At 69.0% G+C, this 19,010-nt stretch carries 19 protein-coding genes and 1 riboswitch; of the genes, 10 read left to right on the top strand and 9 right to left on the bottom strand.

All coding sequences use genetic code 11. The features are described from left to right. Nucleotides 1-270: 270 nt before the first annotated feature. From dnaB to ACIBVL_RS13175, 3 genes are all read left to right on the top strand, one after another. Nucleotides 271-1,746: a replicative DNA helicase gene (gene dnaB / locus ACIBVL_RS13165; protein WP_399096572.1), complete on the top strand. Its 1,476-nt coding sequence runs from the start codon at nt 271-273 to the stop codon at nt 1,744-1,746. Nucleotides 1,747-1,909: 163 nt separating this feature from the next. Further along, entirely contained in the window at nt 1,910-2,050 is a 141-nt protein-coding gene (locus tag ACIBVL_RS13170; protein ID WP_399096575.1) for a zinc-binding dehydrogenase, read from the top strand. A gap of 224 nt (nt 2,051-2,274) precedes the next feature. Further along, entirely contained in the window at nt 2,275-3,660 is a 1,386-nt protein-coding gene (locus tag ACIBVL_RS13175) for a serine hydrolase domain-containing protein (RefSeq protein WP_399096578.1), read from the top strand. 55 nt (nt 3,661-3,715) lie between these two features. Here the strand turns inward: ACIBVL_RS13175 and ACIBVL_RS13180 are convergent, their stop codons facing one another. From ACIBVL_RS13180 to ACIBVL_RS13190, 3 genes are all read right to left on the bottom strand, one after another. Then, nucleotides 3,716-4,168, bottom strand: coding sequence for a GNAT family N-acetyltransferase (locus ACIBVL_RS13180; RefSeq protein ID WP_399096581.1), 453 nt, complete (start codon nt 4,166-4,168; stop codon nt 3,716-3,718). A 9-nt stretch (nt 4,169-4,177) separates the two neighbouring features. Continuing rightward, nucleotides 4,178-4,642 carry a MarR family winged helix-turn-helix transcriptional regulator gene (locus tag ACIBVL_RS13185; protein ID WP_399096584.1) on the bottom strand — a complete coding sequence of 155 codons (465 nt, stop codon included), beginning with the start codon at nt 4,640-4,642 and terminating at the stop codon, nt 4,178-4,180. 341 nt (nt 4,643-4,983) lie between these two features. After that, nucleotides 4,984-5,850, bottom strand: coding sequence for a GNAT family N-acetyltransferase (locus tag ACIBVL_RS13190; protein ID WP_399096587.1), 867 nt, complete (start codon nt 5,848-5,850; stop codon nt 4,984-4,986). A gap of 215 nt (nt 5,851-6,065) precedes the next feature. On the opposite strand from ACIBVL_RS13190, the gene ACIBVL_RS13195 reads away from it, so the two are divergent. Continuing rightward, nucleotides 6,066-6,698, top strand: a complete 633-nt coding sequence (locus ACIBVL_RS13195) for an HAD family hydrolase (protein WP_399096590.1) — start codon at nt 6,066-6,068, stop codon at nt 6,696-6,698. Between the two features lie 429 nt (nt 6,699-7,127). Further along, on the top strand, nt 7,128-8,681 hold the full coding sequence (locus ACIBVL_RS13200) for a globin domain-containing protein (protein ID WP_399096593.1): 1,554 nt from the start codon (nt 7,128-7,130) through the stop codon (nt 8,679-8,681). Nucleotides 8,682-8,703: 22 nt separating this feature from the next. On the opposite strand, the gene ACIBVL_RS13205 is transcribed toward ACIBVL_RS13200, so the two are convergent. From ACIBVL_RS13205 to ACIBVL_RS13225, 5 genes are all read right to left on the bottom strand, one after another. After that, nucleotides 8,704-9,186, bottom strand: a complete 483-nt coding sequence (locus ACIBVL_RS13205) for an NUDIX domain-containing protein (protein ID WP_399096596.1) — start codon at nt 9,184-9,186, stop codon at nt 8,704-8,706. A gap of 100 nt (nt 9,187-9,286) precedes the next feature. Beyond that, on the bottom strand, nt 9,287-10,192 hold the full coding sequence (locus tag ACIBVL_RS13210) for a LysR family transcriptional regulator (RefSeq protein ID WP_399096599.1): 906 nt from the start codon (nt 10,190-10,192) through the stop codon (nt 9,287-9,289). A gap of 228 nt (nt 10,193-10,420) precedes the next feature. Beyond that, a complete protein-coding gene (locus tag ACIBVL_RS13215; RefSeq protein WP_399096602.1) occupies nt 10,421-11,578 on the bottom strand; it encodes a cystathionine gamma-lyase in 1,158 nt (385 codons plus the stop codon). Then, complete coding sequence (locus ACIBVL_RS13220) at nt 11,575-12,066, bottom strand: low molecular weight protein-tyrosine-phosphatase (RefSeq protein ID WP_399096605.1); 492 nt, start codon at nt 12,064-12,066, stop codon at nt 11,575-11,577. Before ACIBVL_RS13220 ends, ACIBVL_RS13215 begins: the two co-directional genes overlap by 4 nt. Nucleotides 12,067-12,073: 7 nt before the next feature. Next, a complete protein-coding gene (locus tag ACIBVL_RS13225) occupies nt 12,074-12,451 on the bottom strand; it encodes a phage holin family protein (RefSeq protein WP_399096608.1) in 378 nt (125 codons plus the stop codon). Between the two features lie 58 nt (nt 12,452-12,509). Here ACIBVL_RS13225 and ACIBVL_RS13230 point away from each other — a divergent pair, with 58 nt between their 5' ends. The 4 genes from ACIBVL_RS13230 to ACIBVL_RS13245 all read left to right on the top strand — a co-directional run bounded on the left by ACIBVL_RS13230 (nt 12,510) and on the right by ACIBVL_RS13245 (nt 14,863). Next, nucleotides 12,510-12,827 carry a cupin domain-containing protein gene (locus tag ACIBVL_RS13230; protein WP_399097229.1) on the top strand — a complete coding sequence of 106 codons (318 nt, stop codon included), beginning with the start codon at nt 12,510-12,512 and terminating at the stop codon, nt 12,825-12,827. 154 nt (nt 12,828-12,981) lie between these two features. Beyond that, nucleotides 12,982-13,194 (top strand): DUF5326 family protein, encoded by a 213-nt coding sequence (locus ACIBVL_RS13235; RefSeq protein ID WP_399096611.1) that lies wholly within the window; start codon nt 12,982-12,984, stop codon nt 13,192-13,194. 357 nt (nt 13,195-13,551) lie between these two features. Beyond that, the gene (locus ACIBVL_RS13240) at nt 13,552-14,316 is read left to right on the top strand and encodes an IclR family transcriptional regulator (protein WP_399096614.1); all 765 of its coding nucleotides are present in this window, start codon (nt 13,552-13,554) and stop codon (nt 14,314-14,316) included. 100 nt (nt 14,317-14,416) lie between these two features. Continuing rightward, a complete protein-coding gene (locus tag ACIBVL_RS13245) occupies nt 14,417-14,863 on the top strand; it encodes an SsgA family sporulation/cell division regulator (protein ID WP_399096617.1) in 447 nt (148 codons plus the stop codon). A gap of 171 nt (nt 14,864-15,034) precedes the next feature. Here the strand turns inward: ACIBVL_RS13245 and ACIBVL_RS13250 are convergent, their stop codons facing one another. Further along, complete coding sequence (locus ACIBVL_RS13250; protein WP_399096620.1) at nt 15,035-16,606, bottom strand: YibE/F family protein; 1,572 nt, start codon at nt 16,604-16,606, stop codon at nt 15,035-15,037. A 380-nt stretch (nt 16,607-16,986) separates the two neighbouring features. After that, nucleotides 16,987-17,175: riboswitch (TPP riboswitch) on the top strand. On the opposite strand from ACIBVL_RS13250, the gene thiC reads away from it, so the two are divergent. Continuing rightward, the gene (gene thiC / locus ACIBVL_RS13255) at nt 17,168-19,000 is read left to right on the top strand and encodes a phosphomethylpyrimidine synthase ThiC (protein WP_399096623.1); all 1,833 of its coding nucleotides are present in this window, start codon (nt 17,168-17,170) and stop codon (nt 18,998-19,000) included. (Overlaps the previous riboswitch by 8 nt.) Nucleotides 19,001-19,010: the final 10 nt, after the last annotated feature.

Consider the following 19,010-nt stretch of genomic DNA (forward strand, 5'->3'; position numbering starts at 1 on the left):
GTTCACAGGGCTGTCCACCGGCTCGTGCACAGGTTTTGCGGAGTTGTCCACAGCATCGGGGCCGTCGTCCACATGGCCTGTGGATAACCAGATTGGCTGACGGTGCCCGCGGGCCTACCGTGGTCCGGCGCCCGCTCCGTCCGACGGCCCGTGGAACCCTCACAAAACCGACGCGCACGAACCGGAGTTGGGCCTCTCAATTGTCAGTGCCGTGCCGTAGTAATTGAGGGCACGGCGAGGTCCGCTCGGCGGACGGGAGGAGGTGGCTCGGTGAGCATTTCCGAGCCCTTGGACGACCCGTGGGCCGACAGTGGGCCCAGTGATCGTCTGCCCTCCGCCCGCCGGCGCGGCGACGGTGGCCGCGGCCGCGACGAACAGCACGACCGGGGTCGCGACAGTGGCGCGTGGGAAGGTGGCACCGCTTTCGAGCGCGTACCCCCGCAGGACCTGGACGCCGAACAGTCCGTTCTCGGCGGCATGCTCCTGTCCAAGGACGCCATCGCCGACGTCGTGGAGATCCTCAAGGGCCACGACTTCTACAAGCCTGCGCACGAGACGATCTACCAGGCGATCCTCGACGTCTACGCCAAAGGTGAACCGGCCGACCCCATCACGATCGCCGCCGAGCTCACCAAGCGCGGCGAGATCAACAAGGTCGGCGGCGCATCGTATCTGCACACCCTGGTGCAGACGGTGCCGACGGCGGCCAACGCCGAGTACTACGCCGAGATCGTGCACGAGCGGGCGGTCCTGCGCCGCCTGGTCGAGGCGGGGACCCGCATCACCCAGATGGGATACGCGGCCGACGACGACGTCGACGAGATCGTCAACCGTGCCCAGGCGGAGATCTACGCGGTCACCGAGCAGCGCACCAGCGAGGACTATCTCCCTCTCGGCGACATCATGGAGGGTGCCCTCGACGAGATCGAGGCGATCGGCTCGCGCAGCGGCGAGATGACCGGAGTGCCCACCGGCTTCACCGACCTCGACTCGCTCACCAACGGCCTGCACCCCGGCCAGATGATCGTCATCGCCGCGCGTCCCGCCATGGGCAAGTCCACCCTCGCGCTCGACTTCGCCCGGGCCGCCTCGATCAAGCACAACCTGCCGAGCGTCATCTTCTCCCTGGAAATGGGCCGCAACGAGATCGCGATGCGTCTGCTGTCCGCCGAGGCCCGTGTCGCCCTGCACCACATGCGCTCCGGCACCATGACGGACGAGGACTGGACCCGCCTGGCGCGCCGGATGCCCGAGGTGTCGTCCGCGCCGCTCTTCATCGACGACTCCCCGAACCTGTCGATGATGGAGATCCGAGCGAAGTGCCGCAGGCTGAAGCAGCGCAACGACATCAAGCTCGTGATCATCGACTATCTGCAGCTGATGCAGTCCGGCGGTTCCAAGCGTTCCGAGAGCCGCCAGCAGGAGGTCTCGGACATGTCCCGTAACCTCAAGCTCCTGGCCAAGGAGCTGGAGGTGCCGGTGATCGCGCTCTCGCAGCTCAACCGTGGTCCCGAGCAGCGCACGGACAAGAAGCCCATGGTGTCCGACCTGCGTGAGTCCGGCTCCATCGAGCAGGACGCCGACATGGTGATCCTGCTGCACCGCGAGGACGCCTACGAGAAGGAGTCGCCGCGCGCGGGCGAGGCGGACATCATCGTGGGCAAGCACCGTAACGGTCCGACGGCCACCATCACCGTCGCCTTCCAGGGCCACTACTCGCGGTTCGTGGACATGGCACAGACCTGATCCCGCGCCCTGTGGGATCTCAGATCCGGCTGCACAATCTCACGACCCGCTTCATATCGACCGCACTTGTGCAGCGGGTTGTGAGACACCGCAGGTCAGCTGATTGTCCGTCCTGCGCACCCCCGAGCAGGCTGCAGATGCCCCCGCCATCCTGCGTGACGCCTTGACCAGCCCAAATGCCCGGCAGCGACTCGAACGCTTCGGGCCGGTCGTCCATGCCCAAATCCCGCTGGCTGACGCGGCACGAGCGCACGAGATCATCGAAGCCCGTGCCAACCTCGGCAAGGTCGTCCTGCTGCCCTGACGGTGACGCTGAGCCGCACCGAGAAAGGCATGGCCGATGCAGCCGTGAGGCCCCCCGCAGAGGAAAATGACACGACGGCGAGACAGAACTCATCGGCCAAGCCATGAGACAACCAGAGAAGCCGCAGGTCACAGCATCTCGCTAGGTCACGGGCGGCGAGACCCTACACGCGCCCTGGGCGAAACGCACTCGACGACGGCCGCGCGGGCGGATGGACTGAGCCCATGACGACACCTCAGGAAGCGCTGCTCCCCGGCACCCGGCGTGCGCTGTTGCACCGGATCGCCGTGGCCCAGGCCGACGGACGTGCCCCCTCACTCGTCGCCGCAGTCGTACGGGACGGACGGGCCGTGTGGCACGGGGCGCGGACCTCGGTCGACGGGCACGCGCCGGACGAGAACGTGCAGTACCGGATCGGCTCGATCACCAAGACCTTCACCGCCGTTCTCGTGCTGCGGCTGCGCGACGAAGGAGTACTCGACCTCGAGGACCCGCTGGAGAAGCACCTGCCCGGCACGAAAGCGGGCGAGGCAACGATCGCGCAACTCCTCGCTCACACAGGTGGGTTGGCTGCCGAGACACCCGGCCCCTGGTGGGAGCGGACCCCGGGCTCGCTGAGGCCCGAGCTTGCCGATGTCCTCAGCGGCCGGACCGCCCTGCATCCGGCAGGCCGCCGTCACCATTACTCGAACCCCGGCTACGCCGTTCTGGGCGCCCTCGTCGAGGAGTTGCGCGGTGCGCCGTGGGAGCAGGTTCTCCGGCGTGAAGTGCTCGAACCCTTGGGCCTGGACCGCACGAGTGTCCAAGCGCAGAACCCGGCGGCAGGCGGATGGGCGGTGCATCCCTGGGCCGACGCGATGCAGCCGGAGCCCCTTGAGGACTACGGGCCGATGGCCCCGGCGGGACAGCTCTGGTCCACGACCGGAGACCTCGCGCGGTTCGCCGCCTTCCTGGTCCGGGGCGACGACCGGGTGCTGAGCGCGGAGACCCTGCGGGAGATGCGGACGCCCGCGGCGCCGGCCGAGTCGGCCGATGTGGTCGACGGCACGACCTACGGACTTGGCATGCAGGTCCTGCGTCGGGACGGCCGACTGCTCGTGGGCCACGGCGGCTCTGTGCCGGGATTCCTGGCGGCCCTCTTCATCGGCGTGGAGGACGATGTCGCCGCGGTGGTGCTCGCCAACTGCACCTCCGGCCCCTTCGTGACCCAGGTGGCGGGGGATCTCGTTCGCATCGTTGCGGAGTCCGAGCCTCGGATCCCCGAGCCGTGGCGTCCGATGCGTCAAGTCGACCGGTCTGTACTGGAGCTGGCCGGCCCGTGGTACTGGGGAACCAACCCCTTCGCTCTGCGAGTGACGGCCGACGGCTTCCTTTCCCTGATGCCGTTGTCCGGTGGCGGTCGCCGCTCACGGTTCCGGGCGAACGGGGACGGTACGTGGACGGGCCTACAGGGCTACTTCGCAGGAGAGCTCCTGCGGGCCGTACGGCGGCCGAACGGGACCGTGGACCACCTGGATCTCGGGTCGTTCGTTTTCACGCGGCAGCCGTACGACGAGGAGGCGGCTGTGCCCGGAGGGGTGGACCCGGAGGGGTGGCGGGGGATCAGCTGACGGTTGTCCGGGGGAGGAGCGCTCTGTTTCACGTGAAACAGAGCGCTCCCCGTGTTCAGAGCTGGAGCTTGAAGCCTTCGTGCGAGGCCTCGAAGCCCAGCCGCTCGTAGAAGCGGTGGGCGTCCGTACGGCTCTTGTCGGACGTCAGCTGCACCAGTTGGCAGTTCGCGCGCCGTGATTCTTCGATCGCCCACTCGATGAACCGGGTTCCCAGCCCACTGCCGCGCTCGTCGGCATGCACCCGCACGCCCTCGATGACGGACCGCGTAGCACCACGCCGGGACAGTCCGGGAATGATCGTCAGCTGGAGGGTGCCGACGACACGGCCTTCCCGAACGGCGACGATCACGCGCTGGTTCGGGTCGGCGCTGAGCCGCTCCAGGGCGGCCAGATACGGCGCCAGGTCATCGGGCGACTCCCGCTGGGCGCCCAGAGGGTCGTCCGCGAGCATCCCGACGATCGCGGGGAGGTCGGAGGCGACGGCGGCTCGTATCTCGAGATCTCCCATACCCGCACCCTAGGCGGCGGCCGGTGCCTTGACGGATTCCACGACGCGGACGAAGGGCGCCATTTCCGGGTTCTTCGCTGCCTCGTCCAGGGCCTCGCGCAGAGCGGCGTCGTTGGTGGGACGGGCTTCGGCAAGCAGTGTGCGACCTGCCTCGGTGACGTCCGTGTAGATGCCACGGCGGTCGGTCGGGCACAGGTAGCGCTCCAGGAGGCCGCGGTCCTCGAGCCGGGTGACCAGCCGCGTGGTGGCGCTCTGGCTGAGGACGACCGCGTCGGCGACCTGCTTCATCTGCAGATGCCCCCCGTCGCCGTCGTGCTGTCGGCTGAGCACGTCGAGCAGGGAGTATTCGCGCACGCTCAGGTCGTGCCGGGCCTGCAGCGCGCGCTCGATGTGGGCCTCGATCCTCCCGTGCAGGAGGGAGAGAGCGCACCAGCCCTGGGCTAGGGCGGTGAGCGCGGGGTCCGTCGCGGTCATGGGCGTTCTCCTCCGTCCCGGAGCGGCTGAGGCCAGGATAGAGCAACCCCGCAATAGTCGCCTGTTGCATGTATCCCGCGCCCGCAACTATGCGTACGCAGGTTGCGCGGCATCGTGAGCGGCCACCTCGTCGGCGGCCGGTACGCCGACCGAGCCCTGATGTCCATGCTGTACGTCTCTCTGGGCGCCCTGGTTGTCGTCCTGGCCCGCCGGGTCCTCGCCATCATGTCCTCCGCGCGGGAACGCCGCGACAGCACCCCGGCAGGGTCGTCGCCGGTGGCTCACCCGCCGAGCGGAGGGCGGCTGTCACCAGTGAACCGGCGTGGTGGCATCCACATGCCTCAGCCGGCCGCCACCGTCAACGGAGCGAACCTTCGGCCCCAGTCACCGGGCAGCGCCGCGATGCCATAGGTCATGACGGTGTTGAAGGTGACGGACTCCAGGCCCCTTGCCTTCACCCACGCCAGCAGCTCCTCGTGCCGTACGTCGATGTCGGTCCGCAGCGGCCGGTCCGTGTGGGAGGCGAGGGAGGCCAGCAGCGCTTTCGCTGTTTCCGTGTCCCGGGCGATGAGGGGACCCACGACATGGGTGGCCATGTTGGGCCAGGCGGCCGCGTAGCCGATGATCCGGCCGTCGTCCTCGGCGACCCGCAGCTGGTCGGCGAAGGCGGGCAGCCGGGTGATCACATGCGTACGATCGGTGCCGAACACCTCCTCGTCGAGCCGCAGGATCGTGGTCAGATCCTCGGCCGTCGCCGCACGGGTGACGATGTCCGACGGTGTGCCGTCCGGGGTGAAGTGTCCGCACACCATCTCGGCCCTGCCCGTGGCCTTGAAGCCGAGCTCCTCGTACAGCGGACGGCCGTTCGGTGTCGCGTGCAGGGTCAACGGGGTCGTGCCCATCGCGGAGACGATGTGCCGCATCAGCCGACGGCCGACGCCCTGTCGAGCGTGCCGCTCCGCGACCAGGACCATCCCGATGGCTCCCAGGGCGGGACGGTCGTACGGGCCGTATTCGGTGACGACGCAGGCGCTGATCAGGCCCCCGGCGGGGTCGTCGATGCCGTACCCCTTCCCGGCGGAGAGGAGCAGGCCCCACTTGTGCTCCTCGCGCGGCCACCCCCGGTCCTCGGACAAGTCGGCGCAGGCGGTGAGATCGCGAAGCGTCAGGCGGCGGATGGGCAGAGCGGCGGGCGAAGGAGTCGGCACGCAGGTCAGGCTGTCCGACAGGCACCCCTGGCGTCCACCTGTTTCCCGGGAGACGTAGGCGCTTTTGGCCATGCCGTTGTCAACCGCACGAGGCGCGGACAGCGGGGGGATGTTTCACGTGAAACAGGCGGCTGTTTCACGTGAAACGGCGGCTCACCGCTGACCCGTTGCCCCAAGGGCAGGTTGCCGGCACTACGCCCGGTTAGCCTCGGCCCATGGCGAGACTTCATCTCTTCGACCTCGACGGCACACTGCTGCACGGAACCTCCGCGCCACTCGAGATCTCACGTCAACTCGGCCTGGTGGCCGAGACGGTGGCGTTGGAGCAGGCGATCTCCGCAGGGCGGATCGGACCGCCGGAGTACGCGAGTCAGGTGCATGCGCTGTGGACGCGGCTCACCGAGGAGCATGTGACAGCGGCCTTCGAGGGGGCGCCGTGGCTGGCACGCATCCGTGAGGTCTGGGCGGAGATCAGCAGCAGAGGGGAGTACTGCGCCGTCGTCTCGCTCTCGCCCTCCTTCTTCGTGGAAAAGCTCACGGCCTGGGGCGCTCATGCGGCCTTCGGGTCCCGTTTTCCCGCCCTCCCGTTCACCGAGCCCGTGGATCCGGCGGGAGTACTCAGCGCGGCGGCGAAGGTGGTGATCGCCGACCGGATGTGCGCGGAGTTCGGAGTGACGCGGGACGACTGCGTGGCCTACGGCGACTCGCTCTCCGACAAAGACTTGTTCGGGGTCGTACCCGTCTCCGTGGCGGTCAATGCCGACCACCATCTGGCGAGCGTCGCGACCCATTCCTACACGGGGAAGGATCTGTGGGATGCCTATGAATTGGTGTGCCACGCCCGCTAGTTGAGGGAATCAATGGTTCGCACCCCGGGTGGTGTCCCCAGAGAGGGAAGGGGGGACTTGTGCGGCCGACAGCGGCCGGTATGGTCGACTCCGGTTCGCTTACGGAACGAGGCGCAGGGGATCCGGCGCACACATTCCAGGCGAGCCGAGAGCAGGGCAATGCAGCCTAACGGGACGGAGTGATCGAAGACCCGCATTTCCGGGTGTGCGGCCGGGGCATCCCGGGGGATGGGATGCTGCGGTGAGAGTGCTGCGGACCAGGTGGCTCTCTCGCCTCATACGTTCGTGCGCAGCGGAAACACGGGTGGACCGTCGGCTGTCCTGATCGCGGAACCGAACGGAAAAGCAAGCCGTCTGCGGGGGAAGCAGGCACCTTCCGATCCAGGAAGTGCGCAGACCGACCGAAAGATGTTCGAGGCGAGGCACACCATGGACGCTCCGACCACCAAGTCGGCCGACAACGGCACGTCCGGCGGCGGGGACGGATGGTTCACGCCGCGCAAGCAGCCGGAGCCGGCTGCCGGAGGCGAGCAGGGAGCATCGGACGGCCGCCGCCTGGCCGCGCTGCGCCCCGTGGGCCGTGGCACGCCCGCCGACGACGGCGACTCGCCTCAGAGCGCTCCCAAGGACTCGGGACCGCGCATACCAGCGGACTCGGAAGAGCCCCCTGCCGAGCCCCGGATACCCGTCCAGACGCACGCGCCCGTCCCCGCTCCGGCGAGCTCCCGAGCCGACGGGCCTCCGCAGCGGCCCGCCCCGGCCGACCTTCACCTGTCAGCGCCCGCCGAAGCCCCTCACTCCGCGGTCACAGGGGCCTTGCTCGCCGATCCCCTGGTCCCCGTCCAGCGGCCCGCTCCCGTCCCGGACGCCTCCCCGGACGCCATCCTCATCCGCCGGACCATGGCCGAGGTGGCCCCCGCGGCCGACAAGGTCACCTCGTACTTCTACGCCCTGCTCTTCGTCCGCCACCCCGGCCTTCGCCCGCTGTTCCCGCCGGCGATGGACGCCCAGCGCGACCGGCTGCTCAAGGCCCTGCTGACCGCCGCCGAGCACATCGACAACACCCCCGTCCTCGTCGACTACCTGAAGAACCTCGGACGCGGCCACCGCAAGTACGGCACCCGGGCCGAGCACTACCCGGCCGTCGGGGAGTGCCTCATCGGTGCGCTGAGCAAGTACGCCGACGCCGTGTGGGACGCCGAGACGGAAGCGGCCTGGGTCCGGACGTACACGACGATCTCCCAGGTCATGATCGACGCGGCGGCCGCGGACGAACAGCGCGCCCCGGCCTGGTGGCACGCGGAGATCGTCTCCCATGAGCTCAGAACCCCGGACGTCGCCGTCCTCACCCTCCGCCCCGACCAGCCCTACCCCTTCCTCGCCGGGCAGTACGCGAGCCTGGAGACACCGTGGTGGCCGAGGATATGGCGGCACTACTCCTTCGCGTCCGCACCCCGCTCCGACGGACTGCTCGTGTTCCACGTGAAGGCCGTCCCGGCCGGCTGGGTCTCCAACGCCCTGGTCCACCGCGCTCGGCCCGGCGATGTCATACGGCTCGGTCCTCCGGCCGGCTCGATGACCGTCGACCACACCCGGGACAGCGGCCTGCTCTGTCTGGGCGGCGGCACCGGCATAGCCCCCATCAGGGCCCTGGTCGAGGATGTCGCCGAGCACGGCGTACGGCGTCCTGTCGAGGTGTTCTACGGCGCCCGCAACGACCATGACCTGTACGACATCGACACGATGCTCAGGCTCCAGCAGACCCACTCGTGGCTGCAGGTCCACCCCGTGGTCGACCGGCACGGCCTGCTCCAGCTGCCCGACGCCATACGGACCTTCGGCCCCTGGACCGGGTACGACGCCTATGTCTCCGGGCCGCCCGGCATGATCCGCAGCGGGGTGGACGCCCTGCGTGGTGTGGGCATCCCCGCCGAGCGCATACGGCATGACTCGGTCGAGGAACTCGTGGCAGCCGGAAGCTGACGCCGGAGACTCCCCTGGTGCTTCACCCCAGGTCGGGAGCGTGCATGGCCCGTACACCCTCGATGTTGCCGTCCAGATAGTGCCGCAGCGACAGCGGTACGAGATGGACGGAGGCGATGCCCACCCGGGTGAACGGCACCCAGACGATCTCGTATTCGCCTGCGGGCTCGTCGATCTCGGGGCCGTGCCGCTGGGCAAGGTCCATGGACTCCAGACGGCAGACGAAGAAGTGCTGCACTTTCACGCCGGTCGCGCCACCGTCCTCGCCGATGTGCTCGACGGTGTCGACGAAGCAGGGAACCACATCGGTGATCTTCGCGCCGAGCTCCTCGTGGACCTCGCGGTGCAGGGCGTCGACGACGGTCGCGTCATCCGGCTCGACGCCACCACCGGGCGTGACCCAGTAGGGGTCGACACCGGGCTTGGTGCGCTTGATCAGGATCAGGTCGTCGCCGTCGAGGAGAACGGCGCGGGCGGTGCGCTTGACCACAGGTCGGACGGTCATGGGAGAAATGTGGCCCCGCATGTTCCACGTGAAACATCGCGAAACGTCACCAACCGAGCGCACCCCGTGACGCTGGGGTGAAGTCGTGGCGGAAGCCCCCTCAGCACCACTCGGCAGCCGCCCCCAACAGCCACTCATGGGCGCGTGCGACCTGCGGCATCGCGAGCGTGCCGGTACGTGCCACCAGGACGTACGTCCGCAGTGGCGGCACCGCCGGCTCGTACGGCGCGACGACGTCACCGCGCTCCAGAGCGGCCGCGCACAGATAGCGGGGCAGGACCGCGAGCCCGGCGCCCGCGACGGCGCATGCGAGGACCGCCCGGAGGTCGGGAACGATGACGGTGCCGGAGGCGGCGGGGCGGGAGTCGAAGACGGAGGCCCAATAGCGGGAGACGAGGGGCAGCGACTCGTGCACCTCGACAACGGGAAGGTTCTCCAGCGCGGGGGCGCCCTTACGGCGCAGCTTCCCGGTGTCGATCCGCTCCGCCCACTCCGGGGCGGCGACCAGGACGTGCTCCTCGTCGCACAGCGGGGTGGCCGTGAGCAGGGCACCGCGCGGACGGGCCGTGCTGATGGCCAGGTCGTGGTGGCCGGCTGCCAGGCCCTCCAGAACCTCCTCGGCGTTGCCGAAGGAGACGCGCAGGGCAAGTGCCTGACCGTCGTCACCGGTCAGCTCGGTAAGGGCCGGGAGCGCCCGTTCGGCGGTGAACTCGGGAGGTCCGGCGAGGTACAGGGACCGTAAGGAGGACTCGTCGTCGAGGCCGGTCTCGGTGATCTCCACCAGGGCGTCCAGGTGCGGGGCGGCCTTGTGGGCGAGCTCGTCGCCGATGGTCGTCGGCGTCACACCGCGGGCCTGGCGCAGGAACAGAGGGCGTCCCAGCTGCCGTTCCAGCGTGCGGATCTGGGAGGTGACGGCCGGCTGGGACAGGCCCAGCAGCGCGGCGGCGCGGGTGAAGGAGCCGGCCCGGTGCACGGTGACGAAGGTGCGCAGCAAGGCCAGATCCATGGAGCGTCCTCCCTTTCCCCTGTCTTTCTCCCGTCTCAGGGGCAGGCCCAACTATAAATATGTCGATAGGTCTCTGTCGCTACTGTGATTGGACACTGACACAGAGTCAATTAGCCTTGGTCGCGCGGTTCTTCGCGCGCGGAACCGAGGACGGTCCGAGCCACGAGGGGGGAGGCTCGGACCGTCCGTCGCACGTGGTGGAGCGCCGCCCGGGCGTCCGTAAACAGGTCATCGCGCCGACTCCTCCAGCGCCCGCAGCACATCTGCCACCAGATCCTCCGAATCCTCGGCACCCACCGACAGCCGGATGAATCCCTCCGGCACCGCGTCGCCGCCCCAGCGCCCGCGCCGCTCGGCGGTGGAACGCACCCCTCCGAAGCTCGTCGCGTCGTCCACGAGCCGCAGCGCCTCCAGGAAACGCTCGGCACGCGCGCGCGTGGGCAGCGTGAACGAGACCACGCAGCCGTAGCGCCGCATCTGCCGGGAGGCGACCTTGTGGGCGGGGTCGTCGGGCAGTCCGGGGTACCGCAGCCCGGTCACCTCGGGCCTGCCCCGCAGCGCCTCGGCGACGGCCAGCGCGCCGGCGGCCTGCCGGTCGACGCGCAACTGCAGTGTGGCGATCGACCGGTGCGCCAGCCAGGCCTCCATGGGCCCGGGAATCGCCCCGACGATCTTCCGCCAGCGCCGTACGGCGGTCATGGGTTCGCCGGCCCGCCCGGTGACGTAACCGAGGAGGACGTCGCCGTGCCCCGTGAGCTGCTTGGTGCCGCTGGCCACGGAGAAGTCGGCGCCGAGTGCCAGCGGACGCTGCCCGAGCGGTGTCGCGAGCGTGTTGTCGACGGCCACGAGGGCGCCCCGCTCGTGCGCGGCCTCGACGAGCCGCCTGATGTCGCACACGTCGAGCCCGGGATTCGACGGCGACTCGATCCACAGCAGCCGGGCGCCGTCGAGTGCGTCCAGCTGGGCATCGCCGCCCGTGGGTGCCGTACGCACCTCTATGCCGTACGCCTCCAGCTGGGCGCGGACCAGGGGCAGCGCCTGGTAGCCGTCGCTGGGCAGGACGACGGTGTCCCCGGAACGCAGTTGGGAGAAGAGCAGCGCCGAGGCGGCGGCCATGCCGGAGGCGAAGACGAGGGTCTCGACGCCGTACTGCCCCGGCGCCTCCAGTGCGCCGATGGCGCGCTCCAGATGGGTCCAGGTCGGGTTTTCGTCACGGCCGTAGGTGTACGGGCCCGTGGGCTCGCCCGGCAGGTGGTAGTGCGCGGCGAACACGGGGCCCGGAAGGGTCGGTTCGTACTTCACCGGCTCGGGCAGCCCGGCCCGCACCGCGCGTGTGCCCTCACCGGCGGCCCCGGGGAGGCCCTCGGCCGCTGCCGAGTCGCTCATGACACCCGTCCTTCCAGATCCTCACTCACGGCGGCCAGCAGACCGTTGCTCGCCGCCTCCACCATCTCAAGGCACTCCTCGAAGTCCCCCCGGCCGCCGTAGTAGGGGTCGGGGACGTCGAGGTCGCTCTGTGCGGAGGGATCGTAGGACCGCAGCAGCCGTACCTTCTGGGCGTCCTCCCCGATGGGCGCGAGACGGCGCAGGGCCTTGAGGTGGCCGGCATCCAGGGCGATCACGAGGTCGAGGCGGGCGAACCAGGAAGGATCGAACATTCGTGCAGTGTGATCGAGCGGATAACCGTGCTCCTCCAGGACGGAGAGGGCGCGCGGGTCGGCGCCCTCGCCCTCGTGCCAGTCGCCGGTGCCGGCACTGTCGACCTCGACCAGCCCGTCGAGACCGGCCTCCGCCACGCGCGCGCGGAAAACCGCCTCGGCTATCGGCGAGCGGCAGATGTTGCCGGTGCAGACGAAACAGACCCGGTAGGTCATCGCGGGCTCAGTCCCCGTCGGGCAGGACGACGTTGAGGGCCCAGGAGACGACGGAGATGATCAGGCCGCCCAGGACCGCGGTCCAGAAGCCCTCGACGTGGAAGCTCACGTCGAGCTTGTCGGCCAGCCACGAGGTCAGCATCAGCATCAGGGCGTTCACCACCAGGGTGATCAGACCGAGCGTCAGGATGAACAGCGGGAAGGTCAGTACCTTCACGACCGGCTTGACCAGGAAGTTCACCAGACCGAAGAGCAGGGCTACGACTATCAGGGTGCCGATCTTCTTGCCCGTGCTGTCACCGGTCAGAGTGATCTTGTCGAGCAGCCAGACGGCGACCGCCAGGGCACCCGCGTTGGCGATCGTCTTGACTACGAAATTCTTCATGTGTCTGATCGTGGCAGAGAGATCGGCAACGGGCACCGGGCGAGGGCGGACCAAGAAGATGAAGGCATTCCGGCTGGACGAACTCGAGGCGGAGCGATCCGCCAACGATGGCGCCTACCTGCAGTTTCTACGGGAGCGGAACATGTCCGTCGGACTGTACGCGCTCGATGCCGGGGAACATGATCCACAGAATCCGCACAACCAGGACGAGGTGTACTTCGTGGTGAGCGGCCGCGCCTCCATCACCGTCGGCCTGGAGACCACCCAGGTCGCGCGCGGCAGCGTGGTGTACGTGCCGGCCGGCGTCGCCCACAAGTTCCATCACATCAGCGAGGACCTGCGGGTCCTGGTGGTGTTCTCTCCCCCCGAGGCGTGACGCGGCACCCCTGATTCCCTAGGGGATCGATCAGGGGAGGACAAGGGGCTCCAGGCCCCCGCAGGCACCCCGTGCGGACCTAGCATCGACGGCAGGACATCGACAGCATTCGGACTCACAGGAGTTCCGGACGGATGAGGACAAGGACGAGGCGATGCGAGAGATCTTCGCGGGACTGCCGTGGTGGGTGAAGTGGGTGGCGGTGCCGGTCATCGCCCTGGTCGTGTTCGGCGGTCTGATAGCCAGTGTGATCGGCTTCGTGGTCTGGCTGCTGTTCAAGGTGCTGATCTTCGTGGCGTTGGTCGGCGGACTGATCTACGTCGTAAGGAAGTTCATGGCGGGTTCCTCCTCGCGCAGCGACTGGTGAGCGGCCCGGGGGCCGGTGAGCGGTAACAGGAATCACCGGTTCCCTCGGCCGGGGGAAGTTTCCCGGAGGGCCGGAACGCAGGCGGTGGTGGACGGTTAAAGTCCGGAACTCGTCGCGGGGGCGAACCCCGCGAGCGGCGTACACCCCCCTCCCCGTGTTCCCCGCACGGGCCGCCCTCTCGCGCTTCGGGAGTGACCCTCCTTGCCTCTGGCCAACACCGCATCCCTGGAACCGCAAGCACCCCCCACGCGGCCGCGTTCCTCGGCGCCTCCGCTCCAGCGCCCGCCGAGCACGGCCCTCCCCGAGCAGCCCCATTCGGCCACGCGGCCAGCCCAGTCCGCGAGGACTCCTTCTGCGGTGCCGCAGCCGCACTCGGCCGCCACGCTCATCGGCTCCGTACAGCGCGCCATGCGCCTGCTGGAGTCCGTCGCCGAGCACGAGCACGGAGCTCCGGCCAAACAACTGGCCCGCGAGACCGGCCTCGCACTCCCCACCGCCTACCACCTGCTGCGCACCTTGGTGTACGAGGGCTATCTGCGCCGGGAGAAGGGGCTGTTCTTCCTCGGCGAGGCGGCCGAGCGGCTGGGCAGCAGCGGGGCGGCGCAGAAACGTCGCAGCACGGTCGCCGACACCCTCGCCCAGTGGCGCGATTCAATCGGTGTTCCCGTGTACTACGCCCGGTACCACGACGGTGAGATCGAGGTCATGTGCGTCTCCGACACCCCGGGCAACCCGGCGGTGGAGGAGTGGGCCGACTTCCGCGAGACCGGCCACGCCCATGCCATCGGCCAGTGCTTGCTGTCCCAGCTGGACGAGGACGCCCGCCGCGACCACCTGGACCGCTACCCGGTGCAGCCCGTCACCCGGTACACGGTGCGCGACAATCACACCCTTCTGGGGCGTTTGGAGCGTATTGGGCGCATGGAACCGGTCGTGGAGCGGCAGGAATACGCACTGGGCACCGTGTGTGCCGCCATCCCGATCACCCTGGGCGCCACCGTGGGGACGATGGCCATCTCCCTGCCCGCCCGTCAGGCCGACCGGCTGCTCCTCGCGGCGCGACAGCTGCAGAGCGAAATCGGGCGGAAGCTGGGGTCGATCGGGCTCTGTATCAGCATTTGAAAACTAACTCCTTGTGATCTGTTGTGCACGTTCAGCAAGATGCGGTGCAGTGTCAGGGGTTGATTACCGGCCATTCGACGGCAAATGACGGGGTAACTCGATGTGCGAGTCCGTACAGGCAGTTCAGGCAGAAGTGATGATGAGCTTTCTTGTGTCCGAGGAGCTTTCGTTCCGCATCCCGGTGGAGCTGGGCTATGAGTCGCGCGATCCCTATGCCGTGAGGCTCACCTTTCATCTTCCCGGGGACGCGCCGGTGACCTGGGCCTTCGGGCGCGAGTTGCTCATCGATGGAGTGGGCAGGCCGTGCGGCGAGGGGGACGTACGGGTTTCGCCCGTGGACCCCGAGGTGCTCGGTGAGGTGCTCATCCGGCTTCAAGTGGGCGGTGACCAAGCCCTTTTCCGGTCCTCCGCGGCCCCCTTGGTGGCTTTCCTCGACCGCACGGACAAACTGGTCCCCCTGGGCCAGGAGGGTGCGCTCGCCGACTTCGACGCGCATCTCGACGAGGCGCTGGACCGGATCCTGGCGGAGGAACAGAGCGCCGGTTGAGCCCACCAGCGGCAAGGGGTGGCGGAACGCTTCGCCACGGGGGTGGGGCCGCGCAAAAACGCTTCTCCTGCGGGGCTGCGGACGCCTCCGGGGCTTCCGCAGGCGCGCGTCGCCTGCCCCGGCGTCCCGCCGCCTCAGCGCTTGCGTCGCCTGCCCCGGCGTCCCGCCGCCTCAGCGCTTGCGTCGCCTGCCCCGGCCGCCCCGGGACGCGGCCGTGCCTGCTGCCGCTGCTCCCGACGGAACGGGCTCCGGCACCGCCGCGGCCGCCGTTCCCGGTTCCGGGCGGTCGGCCGCGACCACCAGGGCCGCGAGGGCGGTGGTGACCGGCACCGACGCCACCAGACCGATCGAGCCCACCAGCGTGCGCACGATCTCCTCGGCGACCAGCTCGCTGTTGGCGACCGTGCCGACGCTGCTCTGCGCGATCGAGAAGAGCAGCAGCAGCGGCAGCGCGGCACCGGCGTAGGCGAGGACGAGCGTGTTCACCACGGACGCGATGTGGTCGCGGCCGATACGGATGCCGGCCCGGTACAGCCCGCGCCAGCCCATCGCGGGATTGGCCTCGTGCAGCTCCCAGACCGCGGACGTCTGGGTGACCGTCACGTCGTCGAGGACGCCGAGGGAGCCGATGATGATGCCGGCGAGCAGTAGGCCACTCATGTCGATCGACGGGTACAGGCCGTGGATCAGGCCGGTGTTGTCGTCCGTGTTGCCCGTGAGCGCGGCCCAGTCGATGAACCAGGAGCCGAGGAAGCCGATCAGCAACAGTGAGATGAGGGTGCCGAGTACGGCGACGGACGTACAGGCCGAGAGACCGTGGCACAGATACAGGGCGATCAGCATGATGGCGCTCGACCCCACCACGGCCACGAGCAGCGGGTTCGAGCCCTGCAGGATCGCGGGCAGGATGAAGAAGTTCAGGATCAGGAAGCTGGCGGCGAGCGCCACCAGCGCCATGACGCCCCGCAGCCGTCCGACGACCACGACGGCGACGGCGAAGATGACGGCCAGCACCGTCATGGGAACACGGCGGTTGACGTCGGTGACCGAGTACTGCAGGTCCTTCGGCGCCGAGGGCTCGTAGGCGACCACGACCTTCTCGCCCTCGTGCAACTGCCGCGACTGGTCGGGCTGGACGATCTCGGTGAACGTCCGGCCCTTGTCGTCGCCGGTGTCCACGCGGATCGTGGCCTTCTTGCAGGTGCCGTTCGCCTCTTGCTCGGCGGTGGAGCCCTCGGCTGTGGAGGTGTCGCCGGTCGGGGCGTCGGCGGAGGCGTTCACCGACTGGCAGCTCACGCTCACGACTTTGGTGACCGTGGCCTGCTGGGTCTGCCGGTCGAAGCCGACCCCGGTGCGCTCGTGCGAGGGGGCCCCACCCGGCCACAGCACCACCAGCCCGACCAGCACGGCCGCGGCGAACGGGATGAGGATCGCCGCGATGACCTTGCGGAGATGCTTGGAGACGGGGGCGGCCGGGCCGTGACTGTGGCTGTGCCCGTGCGTATGCCCGTGCCCACCACCGGAACCGGGACCGTCCCCGCCACCACGACCATCGCCGTGCCCGTGGCCTCCGTTGTGCCCGTCACCGGGACCGTGCCCGTGGCCCCCGCCGTGCCCGTCACCGGGACCGTGCCCGTGGCCCCCGCCGTGCCCGTCACCGGGACCGTGCCCGTGGCCTCCGTTGTGTCCGTCACCAGGGCCGTGGCCCGGCCCGCCAGGGACTCCACCATGCCCCGGCCCCACCGCGGAACCAGGGCCATATCCCGCACCGGGCGGGCGGCCCGGCCCATAGCCCCGTGGGTTGTCGTGCCCGCGGCTGTCTGCGCTGTTGAAATCGCGGTCCCCCCCGCGTCCTTGAGCGGGACCGCTTCGGGGGCCGTTCACAGGGCCTTGCCCAGGACTGTGCGCAGGGCCTTGCCCAGGACTGTGCGCAGGGCCTTGCCCAGGGCCGTGCCCACTACCGCTTCCAGGGCCGTTTCCGGGGCCGCCGCCGACCCCGGGCCTGCGGGGCGGCTCGGATGGCGGGTACGGGGGCTGGTGTGTCGTGGTCACCGCCCGATCATCGCAAGAACGACGGAGGCCCACTGTTCACCGCGCCACAAATGACGCTAGCGTGGAGCCACCTTTGCACACGCGGGAGCTCGGAGCACCGGGCTGAGAGGGCGCTGACCTCCGTCTTTGCGATGTTTCACGTGGAACGTCACTTGACTTAGTGATGTTTCACATGGAACGTCGGCAGACGGTAGCCGCTGCGTCGACCGCCGAACCTGTTACCGGGTAATGCCGGCGTAGGGAGTAGGTCTCATGACCAACAAGGACGCACGCACGCCTGCCTTCACGCAGAACGCGGCCAGCGATGAGGCGGCCGACACGGCCGACGCAAACACGGCCGACGCGACCAGTGAGAAGGCCGGGAAGTCCATCGGCTGGCACAAGGGGTACATCGAGGGCACCCGCCCCGACCTGCGTGTGCCGGTTCGCCAGGTGCACCTCACCAACGGGCAGTCGGTCACCCTGTACGACACCTCCGGCCCGTATACCGATGCGCTCGTCGACACCGACGTACGCAGGGGCCTGGCGCCGCTGCGCGAGAACTGGATCATCGCCCGCGGTGACACCGAGGAGTACGCGGGTCGTCCCGCCCGTCCCGAGGACGACGGCATCAAGCACACCTCGCCGCGCGGCGGACTGCGCAACCTCGACGCGGTGTTCCCGGGACGGCCGCGTCTGCCGCGCCGCGGCCGGGACGGCAAGGCGGTCACCCAGCTGGCGTATGCGCGTCGGGGGGAGATCACGCCCGAGATGGAATTCGTGGCTCTCAGGGAGAACGTTTCTCCTGAGGTGGTCCGCGAGGAGATCGCGGCGGGACGCGCGGTGCTGCCGGCCAACGTCAACCACCCGGAGATCGAGCCGATGATCATCGGCAAGCGGTTCCTGGTGAAGGTCAACGCCAACATCGGCAACTCGGCGGTGACCTCCTCCATCGAGGAGGAGGTCGAGAAGATGACCTGGGCGACCCGTTGGGGCGCCGACACGGTCATGGACCTGTCCACCGGCCGCAACATCCACACCACCCGTGAGTGGGTGCTGCGCAACTCCCCCGTCCCCATCGGCACGGTGCCGCTGTACCAGGCGCTGGAGAAGGTCGACGGCAGGGCCGAGGAACTGACCTGGGAGATCTACAAGGACACCGTCATCGAGCAGGCCGAGCAGGGTGTGGACTACATGACGGTTCACGCGGGCGTGCGCCTCCCGTTCGTCCCGCTCACCGCGCGCCGCAAGACCGGCATCGTCTCGCGCGGCGGCTCGATCATGGCGGCCTGGTGCCTCGCGCACCACAAGGAGTCGTTCCTGTACGAGAACTTCGAGGAACTCTGCGAGATCCTCGCCGCCTACGACGTCACGTACTCGCTGGGCGACGGCCTCCGGCCGGGCTCGATCGCGGACGCCAACGACGAGGCGCAGTTCGCGGAGTTGCGCACGCTCGGGGAACTCAACACGATCGCCAAGCGTTTCAACGTACAGACCATGATCGAGGGCCCGGGACACGTCCCGATGCACAAGATCAAGGAGAACATCGACCTTCAGCAGGAGATCTGCGATGAAGCTCCGTTCTATACGCTCGGCCCGCTGACGACGGACGTCGCGCCGGCGTACGACCACATCACCTCCGGCATCGGTGCCGCGATGATCGCCTGGTGGGGCACGGCCATGCTCTGCTATGTCACGCCCAAGGAGCACCTGGGCCTGCCCAATCGTGACGACGTCAAGACCGGTGTCATCACCTACAAGATCGCCGCCCACGCTGCCGACCTCGCCAAGGGGCACCCCGGGGCGCAGGAATGGGACGACGCGCTGTCCGACGCCCGCTTCGAGTTCCGCTGGGAGGACCAGTTCAACCTCGCTCTCGACCCGGACACGGCAAGGGAGTTCCATGACGAGACGCTGCCGGCCGAGCCGGCCAAGACGGCTCACTTCTGCTCGATGTGCGGGCCGAAGTTCTGCTCCATGAAGATCTCTCAGGACATCCGCCGCGCACACGGTGGGAGCCGGGAGGAGATCGAGGAGGGCATGGCCCAGAAGTCGAAGGAGTTCGCGGCGAGTGGCAACCGGGTGTATCTGCCCATCACCAACTGATGCGCCCCGG

It is taken from the genome of Streptomyces sp. NPDC049687 (genome assembly GCF_044465285.1).
Taxonomy (GTDB): Bacteria; Actinomycetota; Actinomycetes; order Streptomycetales; family Streptomycetaceae; genus Streptomyces.